This is a genomic window from Methyloterricola oryzae (assembly GCF_000934725.1).
Classification (GTDB): Bacteria; Pseudomonadota; Gammaproteobacteria; order Methylococcales; family Methylococcaceae; genus Methyloterricola; species Methyloterricola oryzae.
Map to the genome: position 1 here is coordinate 810,925 of NZ_JYNS01000001.1, position 20,095 is coordinate 831,019.

Below are 20,095 nucleotides of genomic sequence, written 5' to 3' on the forward strand. Positions count from 1 at the left end.
CTTGACGCTGCCGCCCGCCATCGTCTATCGTGCCCTCCGCTTCAGGTGTCCCTGTGACCAGGGATTAAACGGGAAGCCGGTGCGCTCCAGCATGGGAGCTAGGCCGGCGCTGCCCCCGCAACGGTAAGCGAGTCGCGGAACAACTGGATGCCACTGTGCGTATGCATGGGAAGGCGTTGTTCCCGGGTTCACCCCGCTCGCAAGCCCGGAGACCGGCCTGTCGCCAACCGGCATCGCGGAGGGCGAAGCGCGGCGGTCCCTGCCTGAGGCCTCCCGTCTTTCCTCCCTTGCCCCGCACCAATCCAGTCTCGCGCGGGTGTGCGCGAGGGAGCCAAATACCATGACTTTTTCCAAGCGCTGCCTGACGGCGGCACTACCCTGGCTTTGCCTGCCGCTGGCCCACGCCGGCGAAACCGAGGCGACTCGCCTGGATCCGGTGGTCATCACCGCCACCCGCACCGAGCAGAGCGCCAAGGACACCCTGGCCTCGGTCACCGTCATCGACCGGGCGGAAATCGAGCGTCGCCAGTCGGTGACCGTGCCGGATCTGCTACGCGGCGTGCCCGGACTTTCCATCTCCACTGACGGCGGCCTGGGCAAGAATGCCTCCATCTTCATGCGCGGCACCGAGTCCGACCATGTGCTGGTGCTCATCGACGGAATCCGCGCCGGTTCGGCCACCACCGGCACCATGGCCTTCCAGGATATTCCCATCGACCAGATCGAGCGCATCGAAGTGGTACGGGGTCCAAGGTCCAGCCTTTACGGCTCGGAGGCCATCGGCGGCGTCATCCAGATCTTCACCCGCAAGGGCAGCCAGGGTCTGCGGCCCAACCTCAGCTTCGGCGCGGGTAGCCATTCCTTGTACAAAGCCAGCGGCGGCGTCTCCGGCGGCAACGAGCACGGCAGTTTCAGCCTCACCGGCGCGCAGTTGGAGACACGCGGCTTCAATGCCTGCGACGGGCTGAGGTCGGTCAACCAGTCCGGCGGCTGCTTCACCAACGAGCCGGACGATGACGGTTACCGCAACACCTCCGGCAGCGCCCGCGCCAACTACCGCTTCGAAAACGGGCTGGAAATCGAAGGCAATTTCCTGCAGGCGGAAGGCCACAACAAGTATGACGGCGATTTTCAGAACCGTTCCACCTACGTCCAGCAGATGCTGGGCGGCAGTCTGAAGTATGCCCTCACCGATTTCTGGAGCACCACCCTGCGGGCGGGCCGTACACTGGACGATTCGGACAATTACAAGAACAAGACCTTCTCCACCCGCTTCAACACCCAGCGGGTCAGCACCACCTGGCAGAACGACTTCACCCTGGCGGAAGGCCATGTGCTGACGGCGGGCCTGGACTACTACAACGACCAGGTGGACAGCACCGAGCAGTACAGCATCACCTCCCGCGACGACAAAGCGGGCTTCCTGCAGTATCAGTGGAAGACCGGCGGCTTCGACACCATCCTGGGCGCGCGCTACGACGACAACGAGCAGTTCGGCAGCCATCCCACCGGCAATGTCGCCTTCGGCTATGCCTTCGACAACGGCATGCGGGTCTCCGCCTCCTGGGGCAGCGCCTTCAAGGCGCCAACCTTCAATGAACTCTACTTCCCCGGCTTCGGCAATCCCGGTCTGCAGCCGGAAGACTCTAACAGTTGGGAGTTGGGCGTAAGCGGTCGGCATTTCGACGTGGACTGGGCGGTGAACGGCTACCACACAGAGATCGACCAGATGATCACGCCGGTGTTCGACCCGGTGCGCTGCGGCCCGCCCTTCTACTTCTGCGCCCAGAACTTCGACAAGGCGCGCATCCTGGGCCTGGAGGCGCAGGCCACGACGCGCATCTGGGACTTCGACCTCGCCGCCACCCTCACCCTGACCGATCCCGAGAACCTGACCCCGGGCAGCGACCACGGCAATGTGCTGCCCCGCCGCTCCCAGACGGTGTTCCGCTTCGACATCGACCGCAGCCTCGGCCCCATGCGCCTGGGCGCCACTGTGATCGGCGAGGGGCGCCGCTTCGACGACGCGGCCAACAACAACCGCATACCCGGTTTCGTGACCGTCGACCTGCGCGCCGGCGTGGACCTCTATCGGGGCTTGTCTCTGGAAGGTCGCGTTGCTAACCTGCTGGATCAGCAGTATGAAACCTCCCGGTTCTATTACCAGTACGACCGCAATTTCATTCTGACCTTGCGTTACCAACCGGACGTGCTGTGACGGCGCGCCCTCCATTCGCTTGCCCGGACATTCAAGGAGCTCAGCCATGACCACGACTCTCTCGAAACAGGAACAATTGATCGCCCTGGGGCTGTGCCTGCTCATGGCGGCAACGCGCAGCCACCATTTCGCCAGCGCCACCCATTTGCCCGATGCCTCCTGGGCGGTGTTTTTCCTGGCCGGATTCTATGTCCGCAGACTGTGGATGTTGGCCGGCCTGATGCTGCTCGCAGGCGTGAGTGACTACCTCGCCGTCGCCGCTTTCGGCGTCAACGACTTCTGCATCAGCGCCGCCTATGGCTTCCTGGTCCCGGCTTATGCGGCCCTGTGGTTCGCAGGCCGCTGGTATGCCAGCCGCCACCGCATGCAATGGGCCAGCCTGCTGCCATTCGCGGCCAGCGCAACAGCCGGAGCCGTGGCCGCGGAACTGCTGTCCAGTGGCGGGTTCTATGTGTTCTCGGGCCGCTTCGCCGACCTCAGCCTTGCCACCTTCGGCGAGCGCCTGGCGCTCTACTTCCCGCAAAATCTGGAGGGGCTTGCTTTGTACCTGGGCGTGGCTGTGATCGCGCACTCGGCTTTGTACGCCGCCCGCCCGGCCCTCTCGGCGCGCGCGTGAGAAACCCATGACCGAACCGTCCCGCGAGGAAAACCACCGCCGCCGCATGGAGCGCAAGAAGGCGGTGATCGATGCGGCCATCGCCCAGGCCGATCAGGACAAGGGGCTCTTGCTGGTGCTCACTGGCAATGGCAAGGGCAAATCCTCCTCCGCCTTCGGCATGGCCGCGCGCGCCCTGGGCCACGGCATCCGCGTGGGCGTGGCCCAGTTCATCAAGGGCCGCACGGATACCGGCGAGGAAGCCTTTTTCCGCCACCAGCCGAACATGAGCTGGCATGTGCTGGGCGAGGGCTTCACCTGGGATACCCAGGACCGCGAACGGGACACCGCCAAGGCCCGGGAGGGCTGGGCCGTGGCGAAGGGGTTCCTGACCGACCCGGCTGTGGGCCTGGTCATCCTCGATGAACTCACCTATTGCCTCTCCTATGGTTACCTGGACACGGATGAGGTGCTGGCGGACATCGCCGCCCGCCCGCCCATGCAGCATGTGGTGGTCACGGGCCGCGCCGCGCCCGAGACCTTGCTGGAAGCCGCCGACACGGTGACGGAAATGCGCGACCTCAAGCACGCCTACCGGGCCGGCATCCGGGCCCAGGCTGGCGTGGACTTGTAATATCGACCGCCATTCACTGACGAGGGAAACGGCATGCACCCGGCTGTCAAACGAACCCATGAACTCCTGTTGCTTCTTTGCATGCTCGGCCTGCAGGCCTGCGCGCAGCAGCCGGCCGCGAAAGAACCGAGCCTTCTGGCCCCGAACGCCATTGATGGCATCGCCTTGCTGCCGCCGCCGCCCGCGCCGGGAACCCATGAGGATGCCATCGACGTGGCGGCGGTGAAGCAGGCCCAGCTCACCCGGACACCCGAAGAGGAAACGGCGGCACGCGCCGAGGTCGAGCTGTTCATCGATGACTTCCAGCCCGCCATCGGCCCCTGGTTCGTGGAATCGCGCCTGCCCAAGACCTGGGCCTTCTTCCGCCAGGTCATGCGGGAAAGCAAGGACATTACGGCCCGGCCCAAGGATTTCTGGAAGCGCCCCCGGCCCTACGTCAGCGACCCCAGCATCAAGCCCTTCAAGCCCGAGCAAAGCTATGCCTACCCCAGTGGCCATTCAGCTGGCGGCACGGAATACGCGATCCTGCTGGCGGAACTGATACCCGAGCGCAAGGCGGAGATCCTGCGCACGGGCCGCGGCATCGGCTGGCACCGCGTGGTGGCTGGCGTGCATCATCCCAGCGACGTTCTGGCAGGCCGGGTGCTGGGACAACGGGTAGCGCAGGAGCTGTTGGCCTCGCCCGCCGTCCAGCAGAAGCTTGCAGAATTGCGCGCCGAGATTGCCGCCGCCCGGACACAAGCGACGTCGCCCTGACGAGACCCGTGCCCTCCCACTCTATCGCTCCAGACCCGGTTTCACGCCCATCCGCGGCCGTCGCCTGTCGGACGCTGATGGTGCAGGGCACCACGTCCGACGCAGGCAAGAGCACCCTGGTCACCGGCCTGTGCCGTGCCTTGGCGCGGCGCGGCGAACGGGTGGCTCCCTTCAAGCCGCAGAATATGGCGCTGAACAGCGCAGTCACCGCCGACGGCGGCGAGATTGGCCGGGCCCAGGCGGTTCAGGCGCTGGCGGCGGGCCTGGAGCCGCATACCGACATGAACCCCGTTCTGCTCAAGCCCAATACCGACACCGGCGCCCAGGTCATCGTGCACGGGCAGGCCATCGGCAACCTGGACGCCGCCAACTACCACGCCTACAAGCCGGTGGCCCGCGACGCGGTATTGCAGTCCCACGCGCGCCTCTGCCAGCAGTACGGCCTCATCATCGCCGAGGGCGCGGGTTCTCCCGCCGAGATCAACCTGCGTGAAGGCGACATTGCCAACATGGGCTTTGCCGAAGCCGTGGACTGCCCGGTCATCCTCATCGCCGACATCGACCGCGGCGGCGTGTTCGCGCATCTGGTGGGAACCCTAGCGCTGCTGTCAGAGAGCGAACGCGCCCGCGTCCAAGGCTTTGTCATCAACCGCTTCCGCGGCGATCAGGCCCTGCTGCAACCGGGGCTGGACTGGCTGGAGCAGAAAACGGGCCGGCCGGTGCTCGGAGTGCTGCCTTATTTGCACGGCCTGCACCTGGAAGCGGAAGATTCCATCGAAGTCACCCAGTCCGACAAACACGCCGGCTGTCTGCGGGTGGCGGTGCCAGTCATGCCGCGCATCAGCAACCATACCGACTTCGACCCGCTGCGCCTGCATCCCCAGGTGGATCTGCGCTTCATCGCGCCCGGGAAAAACCTTCCACCCGCGGATCTGGTGATCCTGCCGGGCTCCAAGGCGGTTGCCGCCGACCTGGCATTTCTGCGCGAGCAGGGTTTCGTCGAGTACCTGCAGCGCCATCTGCGTTACGGCGGCAAGCTGCTCGGCATCTGCGGCGGCTTTCAGATGTTGGGCCGCGAGATCGCCGACCGCCTTGGCCTCGAAGGGATGCCCGGCACGTATCCCGGATTGGGCTGGCTGGACTTCGCGACAAGCCTGGCGCCCCAAAAGCAGCTGCGCAATGTGGCAGGCCATCTGGCCTGGACCGATGCCGATTTGGCGGGCTACGAGATTCACGCCGGCATCAGCGCCGGTCCGGCGCTGGACCAGCCGTTCGCCAAGTTGGCAAGCGGCGCGCACGACGGGGCGGTTTCCGCCGACGGCCAGATCATGGGCACCTATGTGCACGGTCTGTTCGAGTCTTCCGGCGCCACCGACGCCATCCTGCGCTGGGCGGGACTGACCGAGGGACGCTCGCCCGACTACCGCGCCCTGCGGGAGGCGCAGATCGACCGCCTGGCGGATGCCGTGGCCGCGAACCTGGATATCGCCAGGCTTGGCGCCTGCCTGGGACGGCACTGGTGAAGGCACTGATCCTGGGCGGCGTGCGCTCCGGCAAGAGCCGGCATGCCGAATCCTTGGCGAGGGACAGCGGGCTGGAGGTCATCTACCTGGCCACCGCCCGGCCAGGCGATGCAGAAATGCGGGCCCGTATCGCCGCGCACCGCGCACGCCGCCCCGCCCATTGGCGGCTGGTGGAAGAACCGCTGGCGCTGGCGAGCGCTTTGTCGGCCCACGCCGCAACCACCCGCTGCCTGATCGTCGATTGCCTGACCCTGTGGCTGACCCAACTGCTGTGCGAGGACGGCCAGGCCCGGCTGGCGCGGGAGAAGACGGCGCTGCTGGACACATTGCCCAAGCTCCCGGGCCGCATCCTGCTCATCGGCAACGAGACCAATATGGGCGTCATGCCCATGGGCGAATTCAGCCGGCGCTATTGCGACGAGGCCGGTGCGCTGCACCAGGCGCTGGCGGCTCAGTGCGACCGCGTGACCCTGATGGTGGCGGGCCTTCCCTTGCTGGTTAAAGGAGGTAACACGTGACTCCAGCCCCTGATTGGCTGTCCGCGCCGCCGGCTGGCATCGACCGCGCCTGCGAAGGCCTTGCCCGGGCGCGCCAAGCCCAGCTCATCAAGCCGCCCGGGGCCTTGGGCCGTCTGGAAGACCTGGCCATCCAGTTGGCGGGCCTTCAACGTACGGCGCTGCCCGCCGTGGACCGCGTCGGCATCTGCCTGTTCGCGGGCGACCATGGCGTAGTCGCCGAAGGGATATCCGCCTTTCCGCAATCGGTCACGGTGGCCATGCTGGGAAGCTTCGCGGGCGGCCAGTCGGCGGTGTCGGTGCTGGCGCGGGAACAGGGCGTAAGCCTTGAGCTCATCAACCTGGGCACGGCCACGCCGGTGGACACGCCCGGCGTCCTTAATCTCGACCTGGGTCGCGGCACCGCCAACTTCACCTGCGCCGCCGCGATGACCGAAGAGCAGTTGGAGCGTGCCCTGGAAGCAGGAAGAGAGGCGGCGCAACGCGCGCATGGAGGCGGCATGCAATTGTTCATCGGTGGAGAGATGGGCATCGGCAACACCACCGCCGCCACGGCCCTGGCCGCGGCCCTGCTGGACGAGGCGCCGGACGCGCTCGCAGGGGCCGGCACCGGCTTGAACGCGCAGGGCGTGGCGCACAAGCGGGAGGTCATCCGCCGCGCGCTCAGCTTGCATCAGGCGCATGTGCAGCAGCCCCGGGAAGCGCTGCGCCGTCTGGGCGGCTTCGAAATCGCGGCGCTTGCCGGCGCCTTTATCGCCTGCGCCCAGATGGGTTTGCCCGTGCTGGTGGACGGTTTCATCTGCACCGCCTCGGCCCTGGCCGCGGAGCGGCTCTGCCCGGGTACCCGGGACTGGCTGCTGTTCGCGCACCGTTCCGGCGAGCCCGGCCATGCCCGCCTGCTGAGCGCGCTGGAAGGCGAGCCCCTGCTCGATCTGGGCATGCGCCTGGGCGAGGGCAGCGGCGCCGCCGTCGCCTTGCCACTGTTGCGCCTGGCCTGCAGCCTGCACCGCTACATGGCCACCTTCGAAGAAGCGGGCGTGGCAAACCAATCCCCGTGAGCGCGACCCGCATCCAACTGCTGCGCCACGGCGACGTGACGGGTGGGCCCAAGTTGCGTGGCAGCCAGGATGATCCGCTCACCGACCTGGGCTGGCGGCAGATGCGCGCGGCTGTAGCCGGCATTCAATGCGACCGGGTGGTTGCCTCGCCCCTGCGCCGCTGTGCCGAATTCGCCCGGGAATTAGCGGAAGGGAGTGGTGTTCCACTACGCCAAGATGCGCGGCTGCAGGAGTTGCATTTCGGTGAGTGGGAAGGGCGCCGCTACGCGGAACTCACGGCGGAAGACCCTATAGCGGTCTCCCGTTTCTTCGCAGACCCGTTTCAATACCCTCCGCCGGGAGGCGAGTCACTCCAGGTATTTTGCGACCGGGTGCTGGCCGCCTTCGCGGATCTATGTGGCGGCGAGTTCGGTCAAAGGCCGCTGGTGGTCACCCACGGCGGTGTCATCCGCGTGCTGCTCTGGCACCTGCGTGACTGGCCGCCGCAACGCTTGCTGGAGATCGAAGTACCGCACGCGTCACTGCATGAGCTGCGCCCTGGCGCCGACGGGCAGTGGCGTGAAGATGCCGAGGCGAGGGAAAGGCACGGGGCCTTTGGGTGAACTGAGTCAGCACGGAAGAAATCAGGGCAATTCACCCAGGCCTGCCGTGCGCCTCATGCGTTGTCGGAACTTTTTACAGAACTGGCGGAATTCAAGCCCATTCAATCCATAACGATACGATAAATATAAGTTTTTTTCCTTGGCACTGCGTTTGCTCCGGTACAGAAAAACCGTCAACTGGCACAACTGACAACCCACCGGAGCACACCATGAACACACCCAGACTGGCCGCCCTTGCCGTCGCTTTTCTTCTCTCTGGACTGGAACGGCAGGCGCTCGCGGAATGCCCGACCACCGGAACTCCCCTGATCGTCAAGGAGGACGGGAATGTCATCGCCACCTTCAATGGCAAGAGCAAGGGCACCGACTTCAACAACGATCTCTTCCTGCAATCCCCTGACGGCGCCTTCTCAGGCGTCATTTTCAATAACTTCACTTCGACGCCGGGTTCCTCGGTCAATCTGGGTTTCTTCAAGGCGGGAACCGAATTGGTGTTCAGGCTACATGTGACCAACACCGACCAGGATTTCTATACCGGTTCGGCGAATTCTAACCCCGATGGCCTGCCTCACGCCCGCGTCACCGGCACGGCAGAAGGCGCTGCCCTGGTTGAATTCGAAGATCTGGCCGGGTTGCCGGAATGTCCTGGCGAGGGTTTCAACGACCTCAGCTTTACCTTCTCCAATCTTGCACCATCCAACCAGGAACCCGACCATTATCTGAGCTTCAAGGCTCGTCCGGCGTCCGGTAGTGCGCCGAACACGATTACGCACCTGGAGCTGAGCGACGCCGTCGGCAAACCCGGCCGCTTCGTCATCGGCAAGCCGTTATCCCTGGCATTTCCCGCAAGCATCGATGGCACGGAAATTCATAGCCCCAATCTCGCGCTGGAACGTTACCAGCTGGTGCGCAAGCCGAAGGCCGCACGGCGCCGTTGGGAGGTAAAAAACGAATTCGGCGTCTGGAACATCAAGACGAAACGGGCGGACAGCGTGTTGATGCCGACGGGCACCAGCGCGACCGGTCCAGCCGAGACACCGGTTCTGGAATCCCAAGGCATTCAGGATCCGCTGGCCTGCTACTCGGCGCAATTGATCAAGCCGGCCAAATTCAAGGCACTGAAAAAGACGATTGCCAGCGAAGGCATCAGCAAGCACTTCCGGATCAAGCAGCCCAAGCGTCTGTGCACGCCGGCTGCGCGTGACGGCCAGGCGACCAAGGTGCCCGACGCTCACCTGCTATGCTTCGCCGCCGTGCCTTTGAAGAAGCAGCCCAAGCACAGCACGGTGACCCTATCCACCGTCAATCAGTTGGGCTCTGGCTCCGTAGAAACCATCAAGGAAACCGAAGTCTGCGTGCCCTCGACCCTGAGCCGCAAACGCTGATCCCGCCACAGCGCCGTTCGCGCTTCTTGGCGGGGGCGGCGCTTCACTAAAGTTCAGCGCGACCCGGGCCGGCCTTAAATTCAGCTTCAAGATCAAACCCGGAAGGCTCGCCGGTTTTTTGCGCTGAGGTACGCGAGATAATCCAATACCAGGCTGCAGCCAGACCTAGGTTAGGTCGCGCATGGCCGACCTGCCCCGCGCCATTCGAGGCAAGTCGGATGCGTTGACAGCATAACCCGCCATGGCCAAGATGGAGAGCAAACGTCCGCGCCTTTCCGGCAACGGCATCCCGAGCAAACTGGCTCGGAGTGAACTTGGGACAGGTGAAGACGGCGGAGAAATCCGCGGATGCCTGAATCCAATCGTGCCATGAAGAATCCAGGCCTCTTGGCCCGCGGCAACGCTCCCAAAAGGGAAAGGTTACTCGGAATTCAAGCTATTGTTTGATGCAAATACCATGAAATACTGCCCGGCAGCGGAGATTTGTAAAAATGCTTTTCAACTCCTTCCCTTTCATTTTTGCTTTCCTTCCGATCGTATTTTTGGGGTTCTTCGGCTTGGCCAGGATAAGTCGCTCTCTGGCTTCGGTCTGGTTGGGGCTTGCTTCTGTGGCATTCTACGCCTACTGGAAGCCGGAATTCGTTGTATTGCTTCTAGCATCAATAACATGCAACTTCCTGATGGCAAGCCATATTGCCAAGGAATCGAGGCAGAGTCGGCGTCAGCGGCTACTAGTGTGGGCGATTGCCATTAATCTGGCAGCACTTGTTTATTTCAAGTACATGAATTTTTTTGTTGACTCGATCAACACATTAGCCGATACCGATATCCGTCTTGAGACCATCGCCTTACCCTTGGGAATTTCATTTTTCACTTTCACCCAGATTGCTTTTCTGGTGGATACCTACCGCGGTATGAGCCGCGAATTCAATCCCAGCCACTATTTGCTATTTGTTACCTGGTTTCCACATTTGATTGCTGGTCCGGTGCTGCACCATAAAGAAATGATGCCGCAATTCGAGCAAGCACAAACTTACCGACTCGATTGGAACAATCTTGGTACCGGCGCCACGCTTTTCATCATCGGGTTGGCAAAAAAGGTTCTACTCGCTGATACCTTGGCTGGGGATGCCAATGCTGTATTCAATGCGGCCGCGACAGGGGTCGACCCAGGAGTGATTGCCGCGTGGGTCGGCGCTTTGAGCTATACATTCCAGCTCTATTTCGATTTTTCTGGCTATTCCGACATGGCTGTCGGGCTATCGTTGATGTTCGGAGTACGCCTGCCGCTGAACTTTGACTCCCCTTATAAAGCAGTAAACATCGTGGACTTCTGGCGGCGTTGGCACATGACGTTGTCGCGTTTTCTCCGGGACTACGTATATATACCTCTGGGTGGAAACCGCTTGGGTGAGCTTCGGAGAAATGTAAACCTCCTTGTGACTATGCTTCTGGGTGGCTTATGGCATGGTGCAAATTGGACATTTGTCGCATGGGGTGGGTTTCACGGAGCACTCCTGGTGATCAATCACGCATGGTGGCGGTGGCAAGGAACGGGAGAAGCGAAATCGCCTAGAAATCGACTTCACCAGATATGGACGCTGGCCTTAACGTTTATACTCGTGGTCATCGGCTGGGTCTATTTTCGCTCGGCGGATTTCTCGACAGCTCATCGCATGATTGCCGGAATGTTTGGATTCAACGGCCTATCCCTGCCAAAGTGGCTATCGGCTTATGCCGGTTTTGCTTCCAACCTTGGGCCGCAAATACACTTCTCGGGGTTGTTTTCTGAATTGCCGGAAGCGCATTTTGATTCAGCTTGGACATTCGGCATGATTGGACTTTCAGCGTGTATCGTCTGGTTTATGCCCAATAGCCAGCAACTCGTCGGTTTGCAGGCTTCTAGCGTGATGGTCCTCTTGCCAAACCCGACACGCACGGTGGCTGTTGCTATGGGCGTTCTCTTCGCATTGTCGTTGACGAATCTATCCAGAGTCTCCGAGTTTTTGTACTTCCAATTCTGATGAAACGGTATCTACTGACAGTTGCTTGCGTGGCAGCGGCCATTCTTATGTGTGTCGCGGCGATCAACAGCCTAATCGATCCATGGGCGCTTTGGGGAACGCACCGGTACCCCGGCCTGTCGGTCTTGAAGCCCAGTATTGGCAATCACGAGCGAGAGTTCGAGCACAACCTGGCGGTAATAAAAGCATGGGATGCAATCATACTTGGTACGTCGCGTAGTGACCGCGGTTTGGATCCGCAGCATCCCGCATTCCGCGGACTTAGGACTGCCAATCTGGCGATCGATGGGCAACCACCGGAAGAGAGCTTCAACCTATTCGACGTAACTACGCGGCGAGGTGCACGCAAAGCAGTGATTGGGCTCGATTTCGTTGCCGCGAATGTGGTCCTGAGAACTCCCCCCGATTCGATGAACGTCCCCAGACCAGCCAGTTGGAGCCGATTGATCAGTATGAACGTTTTACGCGCTTCCTTCGAAACCATCATCGAGAACCGCCGCCATCCCGTTAGCGATCCATGCAATTCCGACAAAGCATGGCGCGAGGATGGATTTCGCTGCGCGTCATCAATCAAGGAAAACCTTCGGGCAGATGCTCGGAATTCGTTCCTGTTGCACCTGAATAGCCTCTATAGGCCAAAGCCGTCACGTGAATTCAGTTTCGCGAACCCGACCAGAGATCCCATGAAGGCCATTCGGGCCTTGCTCGAACGCGCACACGAGCGCGGTGTGGATCTACGCCTGTTGATTTCGCCCTCGCACGCCTGGCAGTGGGAGGCCATCTATTACTCAAAATTATGGGATCAATGGGAGGAATGGAAACGCCGGATCGTTGAACTGAATCGGGACACCGCTGAGGCTTCCGGGAGCCCCCCATTCCCCATCTGGGATTTTTCAGGTTATAACTCGATAACCACAGAAAAGTTTCCTCCAGCCGGTGACAGTACTACACCGGTGTTCGGATATTGGGAAACCAGCCACTACACTAAGGCGGTGGGTGATATGGTCCTTGACCGAATTTTTGGAACCAGGTTTTCATCGACTCCAGTTCCTGCTGATTTTGGCGTGTCATTGGACGTTACTAATCTTGAGTCACACCTGACCACCATCCGTGAACAGCGCAGGCTTTGGCTGCGCGATCACAAGGAAGAGGCGGAAGAACTCGAAAAATTGGCTCGGGAAGCTCATTAAGTGGATGGGAATTGCGTCCTTTTCTGATCGCGCTGCAGTTCCTGACCCGCCTGCCCGTGCCGTTGCGCCAGCCGCCCTCGGCACAGGAGTGGGGGCGCTCGCTGCTGTACTATCCGTTGGTCGGTCTCCTGCTCGGCCTGCTCCTGGCCGGTCTGGCGCTGGCCTTGCCGTCGAACACCGGCGCCTTGCCGGCGGCGCTGCTGCTCGTCGCCTGGATCTCGCTCACTGGCGCATTCCACCTGGATGGCCTGGCGGACAGCGCCGATGCCTGGGCCGGCGGGGCGGGCGATCCGGAACGCAGCCTGGCCATCATGAAAGATCCGCGCTGCGGTCCCGTAGGCGCTGTGGCGCTGATGTTGGTGCTGCTGCTCAAGTTCGCGGCACTGGACCTGGCCGTCGGACGCGGATCTCTCGCGCCGGTCATCCTCGCGCCAGTACTGGGCCGAAGCGCGGTGGTCCTGCTATTGCTGAGCACGCCCTACGTCCGTCCGGGCGGTTTGGGCGAGGCCTTGGCGCGCGAACTTCCGCGGCGTCTAGCCTTGTGGGTGCTGGGGGCGGTGGCCACCGCCGCGGCTCTGTTGGCGGGCTGGCCTGCGCTAGCTGGCTTGCTCGTGGCAACGGTGACTTTCGCCGGGCTGCGGTGGATGCTGATACGGCGTATCGGCGGCACCACTGGCGACACCGCGGGGGCCTTGGTGGAACTGACGGAGTGCGCCGCCCTGTCCGGGATGCTGCTGGTTTAGTGCCGCAGCCTGCCAAAGGCGGCTGACGCGCCAGCGGCGAAACCTCACATTGGCGGCTGCGCTGCTGCGGCCGCCTTCAGTCGCTCGATGATTCCCGCCGCAGGCTCCAGTTTGAAGCTGGGCGGCAAGGTTCCGTCCGGATTCAACTTGAGGGATGACAAGGGAGTCAAGTTTTCCGGCCGCACAGAAGGAACGGCCACGTAATAGCCGGGCTGGGAGAAAAAGATCAGCAGCACCGGCCCCGACCCTTCAACCGCGGGCCAACGACGGGCTATGGCCTGCCACTTCTGCGCTAGAGGTACCCAGCCGATTCCCGAGCCCTGCCACTGGCCCTGCCCGAGATCCTGAACTTCGATAAAGGCGCGGTAGGCGCCTTGGGCCACCAGAGGCACATACCACTGATGGGTTGGTTCGCTGAGCTTGGCCACGGACGCCGCACCGCCCGGAATATAGGCGCGCAGGCTGTCATCACGGACGCCCCGCAATTCCACCGGATCGCCAAAGCTCAGGGTGTCCAGCCCGTCAGCCGCCGTCAGACCGTAGCTGGCCCGGTCCTTCTGCAGACTGGGCCAAAATTTGTGAAGGAGATCCTGTGCTGCCTTGACCACTGACTGCTTCTCCGCAACCAACCGGACTTCCGGGGCGGGCGCGGACACAGCCTCCTGCAGCACGCCGAAGCAACCCAAGCCTATCGCCAGCGCCAAGCATCGCGACATATTCATCCCCGGACCCTCACGGTTTGCCTTCAGTTTCCGCGAGGTTTCTCGCCTCCTCGCGAACATCCAGATTCGCATCGTTCACATAGCGCCTTACCAGATCAGGCGCCAGGTCGCTGGCATAGTAAAGCGCGGCGAGACGCACGTCGACCGCCTGCTGCGTATCCAGGGCCGCCACCAGCAGTCCTCGCACCTGATCTGTCGCGCTGGCCGCCGTCGCTGCAGACAGAATGGATTCCTTGAGCACGGGGTCGCGCTCGGCTCGGAACAAGGACTCCAGGATCTTTGGCAGTTGCTGCCTTTCGGTCGCGGTCAGTTCGGCCAGGAAGGCCTCCCTTTCCTCCGCGGAGCCCAGCTTCCGGTAAGCCTCTTCCAAGGCGTCGCCGGGCATCGCAGTAAGGTTCATGTCAGGCTCGCCTTCGCCTCGTCTCAGGAATTGGATACCCGGATCGGCGCGCAGGGGAATCTTGACCGCACCCTGCTGGCCGGCGTTCCGATTGTAAGCAGGCTCCTCTTCCAAAAATGGCTCCATTGCCCCCGTCCGTGCGCCTTTGTAGCTGGCGCTTGCCTCGGAAGCCCGATCCGGCACCCGAGCGCCACCCTCTTCCGCAGCTTCCGCCCAGCCTTCAGCCTCCGTGGCGGTGGTCTCGGAGTATTTGCCATCGCCGGGCCTGGCGGCGGTTTCAGGCAGACTCGTCCGCAGCGCGGCGCTCGACTGCAATGGATTGGGCACGCCGGCTCCGAAGGTTTGATCCGACGCATTGCCGCCTTGTAGACGCGGTGGCAAGCCGAAATCCCTGGCATCCCACAACTGTGTCGCCATCAAAACGAGACCGGCGATCATGACAAGTCCGAGCACGATGCCCGCTCTCGGATTCTCGTTATCTGGGTGCATCAAACTTCTCCTGTGCTTGAGGAAGCGCCGATAGCGTAGGCGCTTTCCGTGATACAAGGATGTAGCAATATAACCAGAGCCTTTAGCTGATCCTTTTGCAAACGGCCGGGGAGGCCGCGTCTTCCGGCAGCGTGCTGCTGAGCAATCCAGTATGGATGAATTCAGCGCTTCCCGTCAGGCGCCCGCGACCGCCACAACGGGCCAGCCCGGGCGCCGATGCCTACCTCAAGTGATCAAGGGAATGTCAGTGTGGACGGCTTCGGATGGTCGAAATTAAGAGCCTCCACGCTCCAGAAGTAACTGGCCGCGGTACTGTGTCCCTTGATGGTTTTGGTGATGATCGCGGGATCGCCCTTAGGCGCCTTGACGATCAGCTTGCGCCAGAGCTTGCTCTTTCCATTCTTGGTCTGGTAGATGGCCAGGGCATATTTGCTGGCATTGGAAGCCTTGCTCCATTGGTAGGTCACCTGGGAAGCCGACGGCGTGAAGCTGCTGGACGGATCGATCTGTTCAGCAAATCCCGGTTCCACATCGGTCCTTTCGAACTGCTGGAAGGTGTCCTCAAAGCGCGTACCTCCTTTCACCGTCTTGAGTACCGATCCATCCGGCGCGAGCACTTTCGACGCACTGCTCAGGAAGCCCAGCCGCCATTGGTACACACCCTTTGCGAGTTCCGCCGGTGGGGTCCATTGCTCCGCCGTCGGCGGCAACGTGACACGCTTGACGGTCTTGAATTTGCCCTTTTTCTGCAGTTGCAGTTCCAGGTAGATCTTCTTGGGGGAGTTGGCCATGCCCTCGCCCAGCGGCTTGAAGACGAAGGTCGGCTTGAAATCGGCGACGCTGTCACGCGGGAATCGGGTATCCGCCGCAACCGTATCGATCACCTGCCTCATCACATCGGCGGTCTGGGACGCGTCCTCGATTTTCCACAAGGCGCCCCCGGAGCCAGCCGCAAGGCTGGTGAAATCCGTCTCGGCGCTGGAATCGAACCCGGAGAGCAGGGCCTGAATCGTCACCTTCGAGGCAACGGCCTGGGCGATGACCTCCCCCTGGGAGTGGCCGCCGGACCAGGGCTCCGCCGGGTAGTGGCCGGGCGCATCACCCATGATGATGATCAGGCGTTGCGTCGGCGAGTCACGCCAGCCCCCATATTCGGTGCCGGCCACGGTACGGTAAAGGGCGGAGTAGACCGCTTCCTCCGTATCCATGCCACCACCGGCGAATATCTCGCTCAATGCCGACTTGGCGGCCGCCACATCGGTGGTGAAACCGGACCGCACCGTCAAAATCCAGTCCGACAGTTCGCCATGGTCGTCGTCCGGGTTGTCCCGGTAATCGCCCACGGCGATTCGGTAATCCTTGAACTTCGTGGTCAGATTATCCATCAGGGCCGTGGCATTGACTTTCACGTCATCGATCTCGCCGCCCATGCTGCCGGTGGAATCGATGAGAAATACCACGTCCAAAGAGGCCGACAGGGTGAGGGTGTGGGTCCACTTATGGGCCGCGCCATCCGAATAGGTTCCCGCCGCCCCTCCCGCCAGGCTGGTATAGTCTTTCAGGATCTGCCCGGTATCGGGCCAGGGATCGTTGATGGAAACGCTGCTGGTTGCCTCGTCGTAGCCCCTGAGCACGATGAAATGCCCTCCCAGAGCCGCACCCGCCGCGCTGTACCAGCCCAGTCGGGCGATCGCCGGGCGTGAACCCTCGATTTCAGTCTTGAGTTCAGCGGTGGTCAAGGCACGGTTGAACAGTGTGGAACCGACATCCCCGAAATTCTTGAGGATGAGGTCGATGCCTTTCTTGGCCGGTTCGCCACCCGAAGCCGCATACGACCCGGTCAGGTAGTTCCAGGTGTTGACGCCGCCGGTGCCGAAGTTCGCCAGGTCCGGCTGCGTCGCGCTCTTGCCGAAATATTCCAGCGACATCTGGCTGACGCCGGCCCAACACCATTGATCGTTTTCCTGGGCATGATAGGGGACGGTCAAGACCGTGGCATGGCTGGAAGCCGAAACCAGTAGCAGCGCAGCCAGACCCATAAGCCGGGCGCGCCCGAAGAATGAATGCCAGTACATAACCCACCTCTCATAATGTTTAAGGTCCGCGCCTGTCGCGCCGCCTGGGGCCGATGCCGCTGCGCGAAGCCTGGAAAACGCTTGGGCAGATCCAGCTAAGGCCTGTAGATGGAGGTTTGTCGAGGAGCCGGACACACTGTTGTGCAGCCGTGGAGCCGCCCTGCAGGGCCGCGCCTGGCTGAGCGATTGGTTCGGGAAGCGGAGCTGAGTCCGCCTCGCCATATCAACGCACGAAGTATAGTCGGAGTTTGAAGAAGTGTCGGGCAGAAACAACCCCGACATGCGTCGGATCAGGTGCTTGCAAGTTAAGCTGGCTCCCGGCTCAGAGCGTCAGAATATCCAGACCGTCCGGGGACGAGGCAGCTCGTTCGGAAGCGTCCCGCAGAGCCTCCAGGTCGGAGAAGTCGAATAGTTTAGTGTCCGCCAGTTGAGACGGCGCCACGTTCTGCAGAGCGGTGAAGATGGTTTCCAGCCGCCCCGGATGCTGCTTTTGCCAGCCCTTCATCATCTCCTTCATGGCCTGGCGCTGCAGGTTCGCCTGAGAGCCGCACAGATTGCAGGGAATGATGGGAAAGTCGCGCACCCGCGCGTAGGCTTCGATGTCCTTCTCCTTGCAATAAGCGAGAGGCCGGATGACGATGTGGCGGCGGTCGTCGCTCAGCAGCTTGGGAGGCATGGCCTTGAGGGTTCCGCCGTAGAACAGGTTGAGAAAGAACGTCTCCAGGATGTCGTCCCGGTGATGGCCCAGGGCGATCTTGGTGACCCCGTTCTCCCCCGCGTAGCGGTACAGGAGCCCCCGGCGCAGGCGCGAGCAAAGCCCGCAGGTGGTCTTGCCTTCCGGGACCACCCGCTTGACGATACTGTAGGTGTCCTGCTCGATGACGTGGTAGGGAATGCCCAGGCCTTCAAGATATTCTGGCAGGACCTGGGCCGGGAATCCGGGTTGCTTCTGGTCCAGGTTGACGGCGACGATATCGAAGTGGATGGGTGCGTTGAGCCGAAGGCTGAGCAGGATGTCCAGCAAAGTGTAGGAATCCTTCCCCCCGGACAGGCAGACCATCACCTTGTCGCCGTCCTCGATCATCCGGTAGTCGGCGATAGCCTCTCCAACCAGACGCCGCAGGCGCTTGTGGCATTTGTTGAATTCGTAGCGCTGCTTTTCCGACAGCTGCGCGCCCGCGCCTTGCGGCCGTCCCGGTTCGCCGCCGGACCGCGGGGCGCGCCGGGCAATCGTGACGGGAAACTCCGGCGCTGGTTCCTGAACCGCCTCAGGCGCGGCGCGCGGAGTCGAACTCATGAACGCCCAGATTCAAGCGCGGTAGCGGCTGAAGATCAGGGTCGCGTTGGTGCCGCCGAAGCCGAAGCTGTTGGACATCACCGTCTGCAGACCGGCGTTGTCGATGCGCTGGCGCACCACGGGCACCCCTTCGGCGCCGGGATCGAGTTCGGTGATGTTGGCGGAGGCACTGATGAAGTCATCCTCCATCATGATCAACGAGTAGATTGCCTCGTGCACGCCCGCCGCGCCCAGGGCGTGGCCGGACAGAGACTTGGTGGACGCGATGGGCGGCACCTTGTCGCCGAAAACGGCCTTCACCGCCTCCAACTCCCGGATGTCGCCCACCGGGGTGCTGGTGCCATGGGCATTGATGTAGTCGATGGGAGCATTCAACCCCGCCATGGCCTGCTGCATGCAGCGCACCGCGCCCTCGCCGGAGGGCTGCACCATGTCGTAGCCGTCGGAGGTGGCGCCGTAGCCCACCAGCTCGCCGTAGATCTTGGCGCCGCGCGCTTTCGCATGCTCCAACTCTTCCATCACCAGCACGCCGCCGCCACCGGAGATGACGAAACCGTCACGGGTAACGTCGTAGGGCCTGGAGGCCGTCTCGGGGGTATCGTTGTACTTGGACGACAAGGCACCCATGGCGTCGAACAGCACGCTCAGGGTCCAGTGCAGTTCCTCGCCGCCGCCGGCGAAAATGATGTCCTGCTTGCCCAACTGGATCAGCTCCGCGGCGTTGCCCACGCAGTGCGCGCTGGTGGCGCAGGCGGAACTGATGGAGTAGTTCACCCCCTGGATCTTGAAGGGCGTCGCCAGGCAGGCCGAATTGGTATTGGACATGGAACGCGGCACCATATAGGGCCCCACCTTCTTCACGCCTTTCTCGCGGAAGCTGTCCCAGGCCAGCAGCATGTTGGAGGTCGAGGGACCTCCCGAGCCCATTATCAGGCCGCTGCGCGGGTTGGACACCTCGCCCGCCTCCAGCCCCGCGTCAGCGATGGCTTCCTGCATGGCCAGGTAGTTATAGGCCGCACCATCGCCCATGAAGCGGCGCACCTTGCGGTCGATCAGTTCATCCGGGTCCAGGCGCAGAGGTCCGTACACATGGCTGCGGAAGTTGAGGTCGCGGTATTCCTCGCTCAAGGCGAGTCCCGACTTGCCATCGCGCAGCGCGGCAGTCACCTCGGCCCGGTTGTTACCGATGCTGGAAACGACCCCGATGCCAGTTACAACAACACGTTTTGTCATCTCGAACTCCCTCAGAAATCGTCTGTGGAAGTGAAAAGGCCAACCCGCAGGTCGGTAGCCTCGTATATCACCTTACCATCGCATTCCATCTCGGCATCGGCGATGCCCATGACCAGCTTGCGCAGGATCACGCGCTTGAGATGGATGCGGTAAGTTACCAGTTTGTGGTGGGGCAGCACCTGCCCGCGAAACTTGACCTCGCCCACGCCCAGCGCCCGGCCGCGCCCCGGCCCGCCCATCCAGCCCAGGTAAAATCCGACCATCTGCCACATGGCATCGAGGCCGAGGCAGCCGGGCATCACCGGATCGTTCTGGAAGTGGCAGTCAAAGAACCACAGCCCTGGATGGATATCGAGTTCCGCCGTGATCTGGCCCTTGTCGTGAGCGCCGCCCTCGGAATCAATATGCGTGATCCGGTCAAACATCAGCATGGGGGGGAGCGGCAATTCGGCGTTGCCCGGCCCGAACATTTCTCCGCGACCGCACTGGAGCAGTTCCTCCCGGGTAAAGCTGTGCTGCTTCTGCTTCATTATTATTTTTTGATCCCGAACCGATTTTACAAAGGCCGGTATTATCGCTCAGGAAAAAAATAAATTCAGTAGTGAATTTTGTTACCCCTCCGAATGCCAGCCTACG

At 62.3% G+C, this 20,095-nt stretch carries 18 protein-coding genes and 1 riboswitch; of the genes, 12 read left to right on the forward strand and 6 right to left on the reverse strand.

Going from position 1 to position 20,095, the window contains the following annotated elements; genetic code table 11:
- Positions 1-26 precede the first annotated feature (26 nt).
- Positions 27-235, forward strand: a riboswitch (cobalamin riboswitch).
- A 105-nt stretch (positions 236-340) separates the two neighbouring features.
- From btuB to EK23_RS03630, 12 genes are all read left to right on the forward strand, one after another.
- Positions 341-2,218: a TonB-dependent vitamin B12 receptor gene (gene btuB / locus EK23_RS03575; RefSeq protein WP_045223816.1), complete on the forward strand. Its 1,878-nt coding sequence runs from the start codon at positions 341-343 to the stop codon at positions 2,216-2,218.
- 46 nt (positions 2,219-2,264) lie between these two features.
- Positions 2,265-2,834 (forward strand): hypothetical protein, encoded by a 570-nt coding sequence (locus tag EK23_RS03580; RefSeq protein WP_045223817.1) that lies wholly within the window; start codon positions 2,265-2,267, stop codon positions 2,832-2,834.
- A 7-nt stretch (positions 2,835-2,841) separates the two neighbouring features.
- Positions 2,842-3,447, forward strand: coding sequence for a cob(I)yrinic acid a,c-diamide adenosyltransferase (gene cobO / locus EK23_RS03585; RefSeq protein WP_045223818.1), 606 nt, complete (start codon positions 2,842-2,844; stop codon positions 3,445-3,447).
- Positions 3,448-3,480: 33 nt separating this feature from the next.
- Complete coding sequence (locus EK23_RS03590; RefSeq protein ID WP_082053893.1) at positions 3,481-4,203, forward strand: acid phosphatase; 723 nt, start codon at positions 3,481-3,483, stop codon at positions 4,201-4,203.
- An 8-nt stretch (positions 4,204-4,211) separates the two neighbouring features.
- On the forward strand, positions 4,212-5,726 hold the full coding sequence (locus EK23_RS03595; protein ID WP_235281893.1) for a cobyric acid synthase: 1,515 nt from the start codon (positions 4,212-4,214) through the stop codon (positions 5,724-5,726).
- Positions 5,723-6,244, forward strand: a complete 522-nt coding sequence (gene cobU, locus EK23_RS03600) for a bifunctional adenosylcobinamide kinase/adenosylcobinamide-phosphate guanylyltransferase (RefSeq protein ID WP_045223821.1) — start codon at positions 5,723-5,725, stop codon at positions 6,242-6,244. Before EK23_RS03595 ends, cobU begins: the two co-directional genes overlap by 4 nt.
- Positions 6,241-7,299, forward strand: coding sequence for a nicotinate-nucleotide--dimethylbenzimidazole phosphoribosyltransferase (gene cobT, locus EK23_RS03605; protein ID WP_045223822.1), 1,059 nt, complete (start codon positions 6,241-6,243; stop codon positions 7,297-7,299). The genes cobU and cobT overlap by 4 nt, the downstream gene beginning before the upstream one ends.
- The gene (locus EK23_RS03610; protein ID WP_045223823.1) at positions 7,296-7,901 is read left to right on the forward strand and encodes a histidine phosphatase family protein; all 606 of its coding nucleotides are present in this window, start codon (positions 7,296-7,298) and stop codon (positions 7,899-7,901) included. The genes cobT and EK23_RS03610 overlap by 4 nt, the downstream gene beginning before the upstream one ends.
- Positions 7,902-8,110: 209 nt before the next feature.
- A complete protein-coding gene (locus EK23_RS21465; protein ID WP_052807889.1) occupies positions 8,111-9,286 on the forward strand; it encodes a hypothetical protein in 1,176 nt (391 codons plus the stop codon).
- Between the two features lie 491 nt (positions 9,287-9,777).
- Entirely contained in the window at positions 9,778-11,310 is a 1,533-nt protein-coding gene (locus tag EK23_RS03620) for an MBOAT family O-acyltransferase (protein ID WP_045223824.1), read from the forward strand.
- Positions 11,310-12,500, forward strand: a complete 1,191-nt coding sequence (locus tag EK23_RS21470; protein WP_052807890.1) for a hypothetical protein — start codon at positions 11,310-11,312, stop codon at positions 12,498-12,500. The genes EK23_RS03620 and EK23_RS21470 overlap by 1 nt, the downstream gene beginning before the upstream one ends.
- 11 nt (positions 12,501-12,511) lie before the next feature.
- Positions 12,512-13,243 carry an adenosylcobinamide-GDP ribazoletransferase gene (locus tag EK23_RS03630; RefSeq protein WP_045223825.1) on the forward strand — a complete coding sequence of 244 codons (732 nt, stop codon included), beginning with the start codon at positions 12,512-12,514 and terminating at the stop codon, positions 13,241-13,243.
- Positions 13,244-13,287: 44 nt separating this feature from the next.
- Here the strand turns inward: EK23_RS03630 and EK23_RS03635 are convergent, their stop codons facing one another.
- The 6 genes from EK23_RS03635 to fabA form a co-directional block, all read right to left on the reverse strand.
- Positions 13,288-13,959 (reverse strand): hypothetical protein, encoded by a 672-nt coding sequence (locus EK23_RS03635; protein WP_145998545.1) that lies wholly within the window; start codon positions 13,957-13,959, stop codon positions 13,288-13,290.
- Positions 13,960-13,975: 16 nt separating this feature from the next.
- The gene (locus tag EK23_RS03640; protein ID WP_045223827.1) at positions 13,976-14,854 is read right to left on the reverse strand and encodes a hypothetical protein; all 879 of its coding nucleotides are present in this window, start codon (positions 14,852-14,854) and stop codon (positions 13,976-13,978) included.
- A gap of 233 nt (positions 14,855-15,087) precedes the next feature.
- The gene (locus EK23_RS03645) at positions 15,088-16,929 is read right to left on the reverse strand and encodes a C39 family peptidase (protein WP_045223828.1); all 1,842 of its coding nucleotides are present in this window, start codon (positions 16,927-16,929) and stop codon (positions 15,088-15,090) included.
- A 322-nt stretch (positions 16,930-17,251) separates the two neighbouring features.
- Positions 17,252-18,226, reverse strand: coding sequence for a tRNA 2-thiocytidine(32) synthetase TtcA (gene ttcA, locus EK23_RS03650; protein WP_082053896.1), 975 nt, complete (start codon positions 18,224-18,226; stop codon positions 17,252-17,254).
- 12 nt (positions 18,227-18,238) lie between these two features.
- Complete coding sequence (gene fabB, locus EK23_RS03655) at positions 18,239-19,459, reverse strand: beta-ketoacyl-ACP synthase I (protein ID WP_045223829.1); 1,221 nt, start codon at positions 19,457-19,459, stop codon at positions 18,239-18,241.
- Positions 19,460-19,470: 11 nt separating this feature from the next.
- The gene (gene fabA / locus EK23_RS03660) at positions 19,471-19,989 is read right to left on the reverse strand and encodes a 3-hydroxyacyl-[acyl-carrier-protein] dehydratase FabA (protein ID WP_045223830.1); all 519 of its coding nucleotides are present in this window, start codon (positions 19,987-19,989) and stop codon (positions 19,471-19,473) included.
- Positions 19,990-20,095 lie beyond the last annotated feature (106 nt).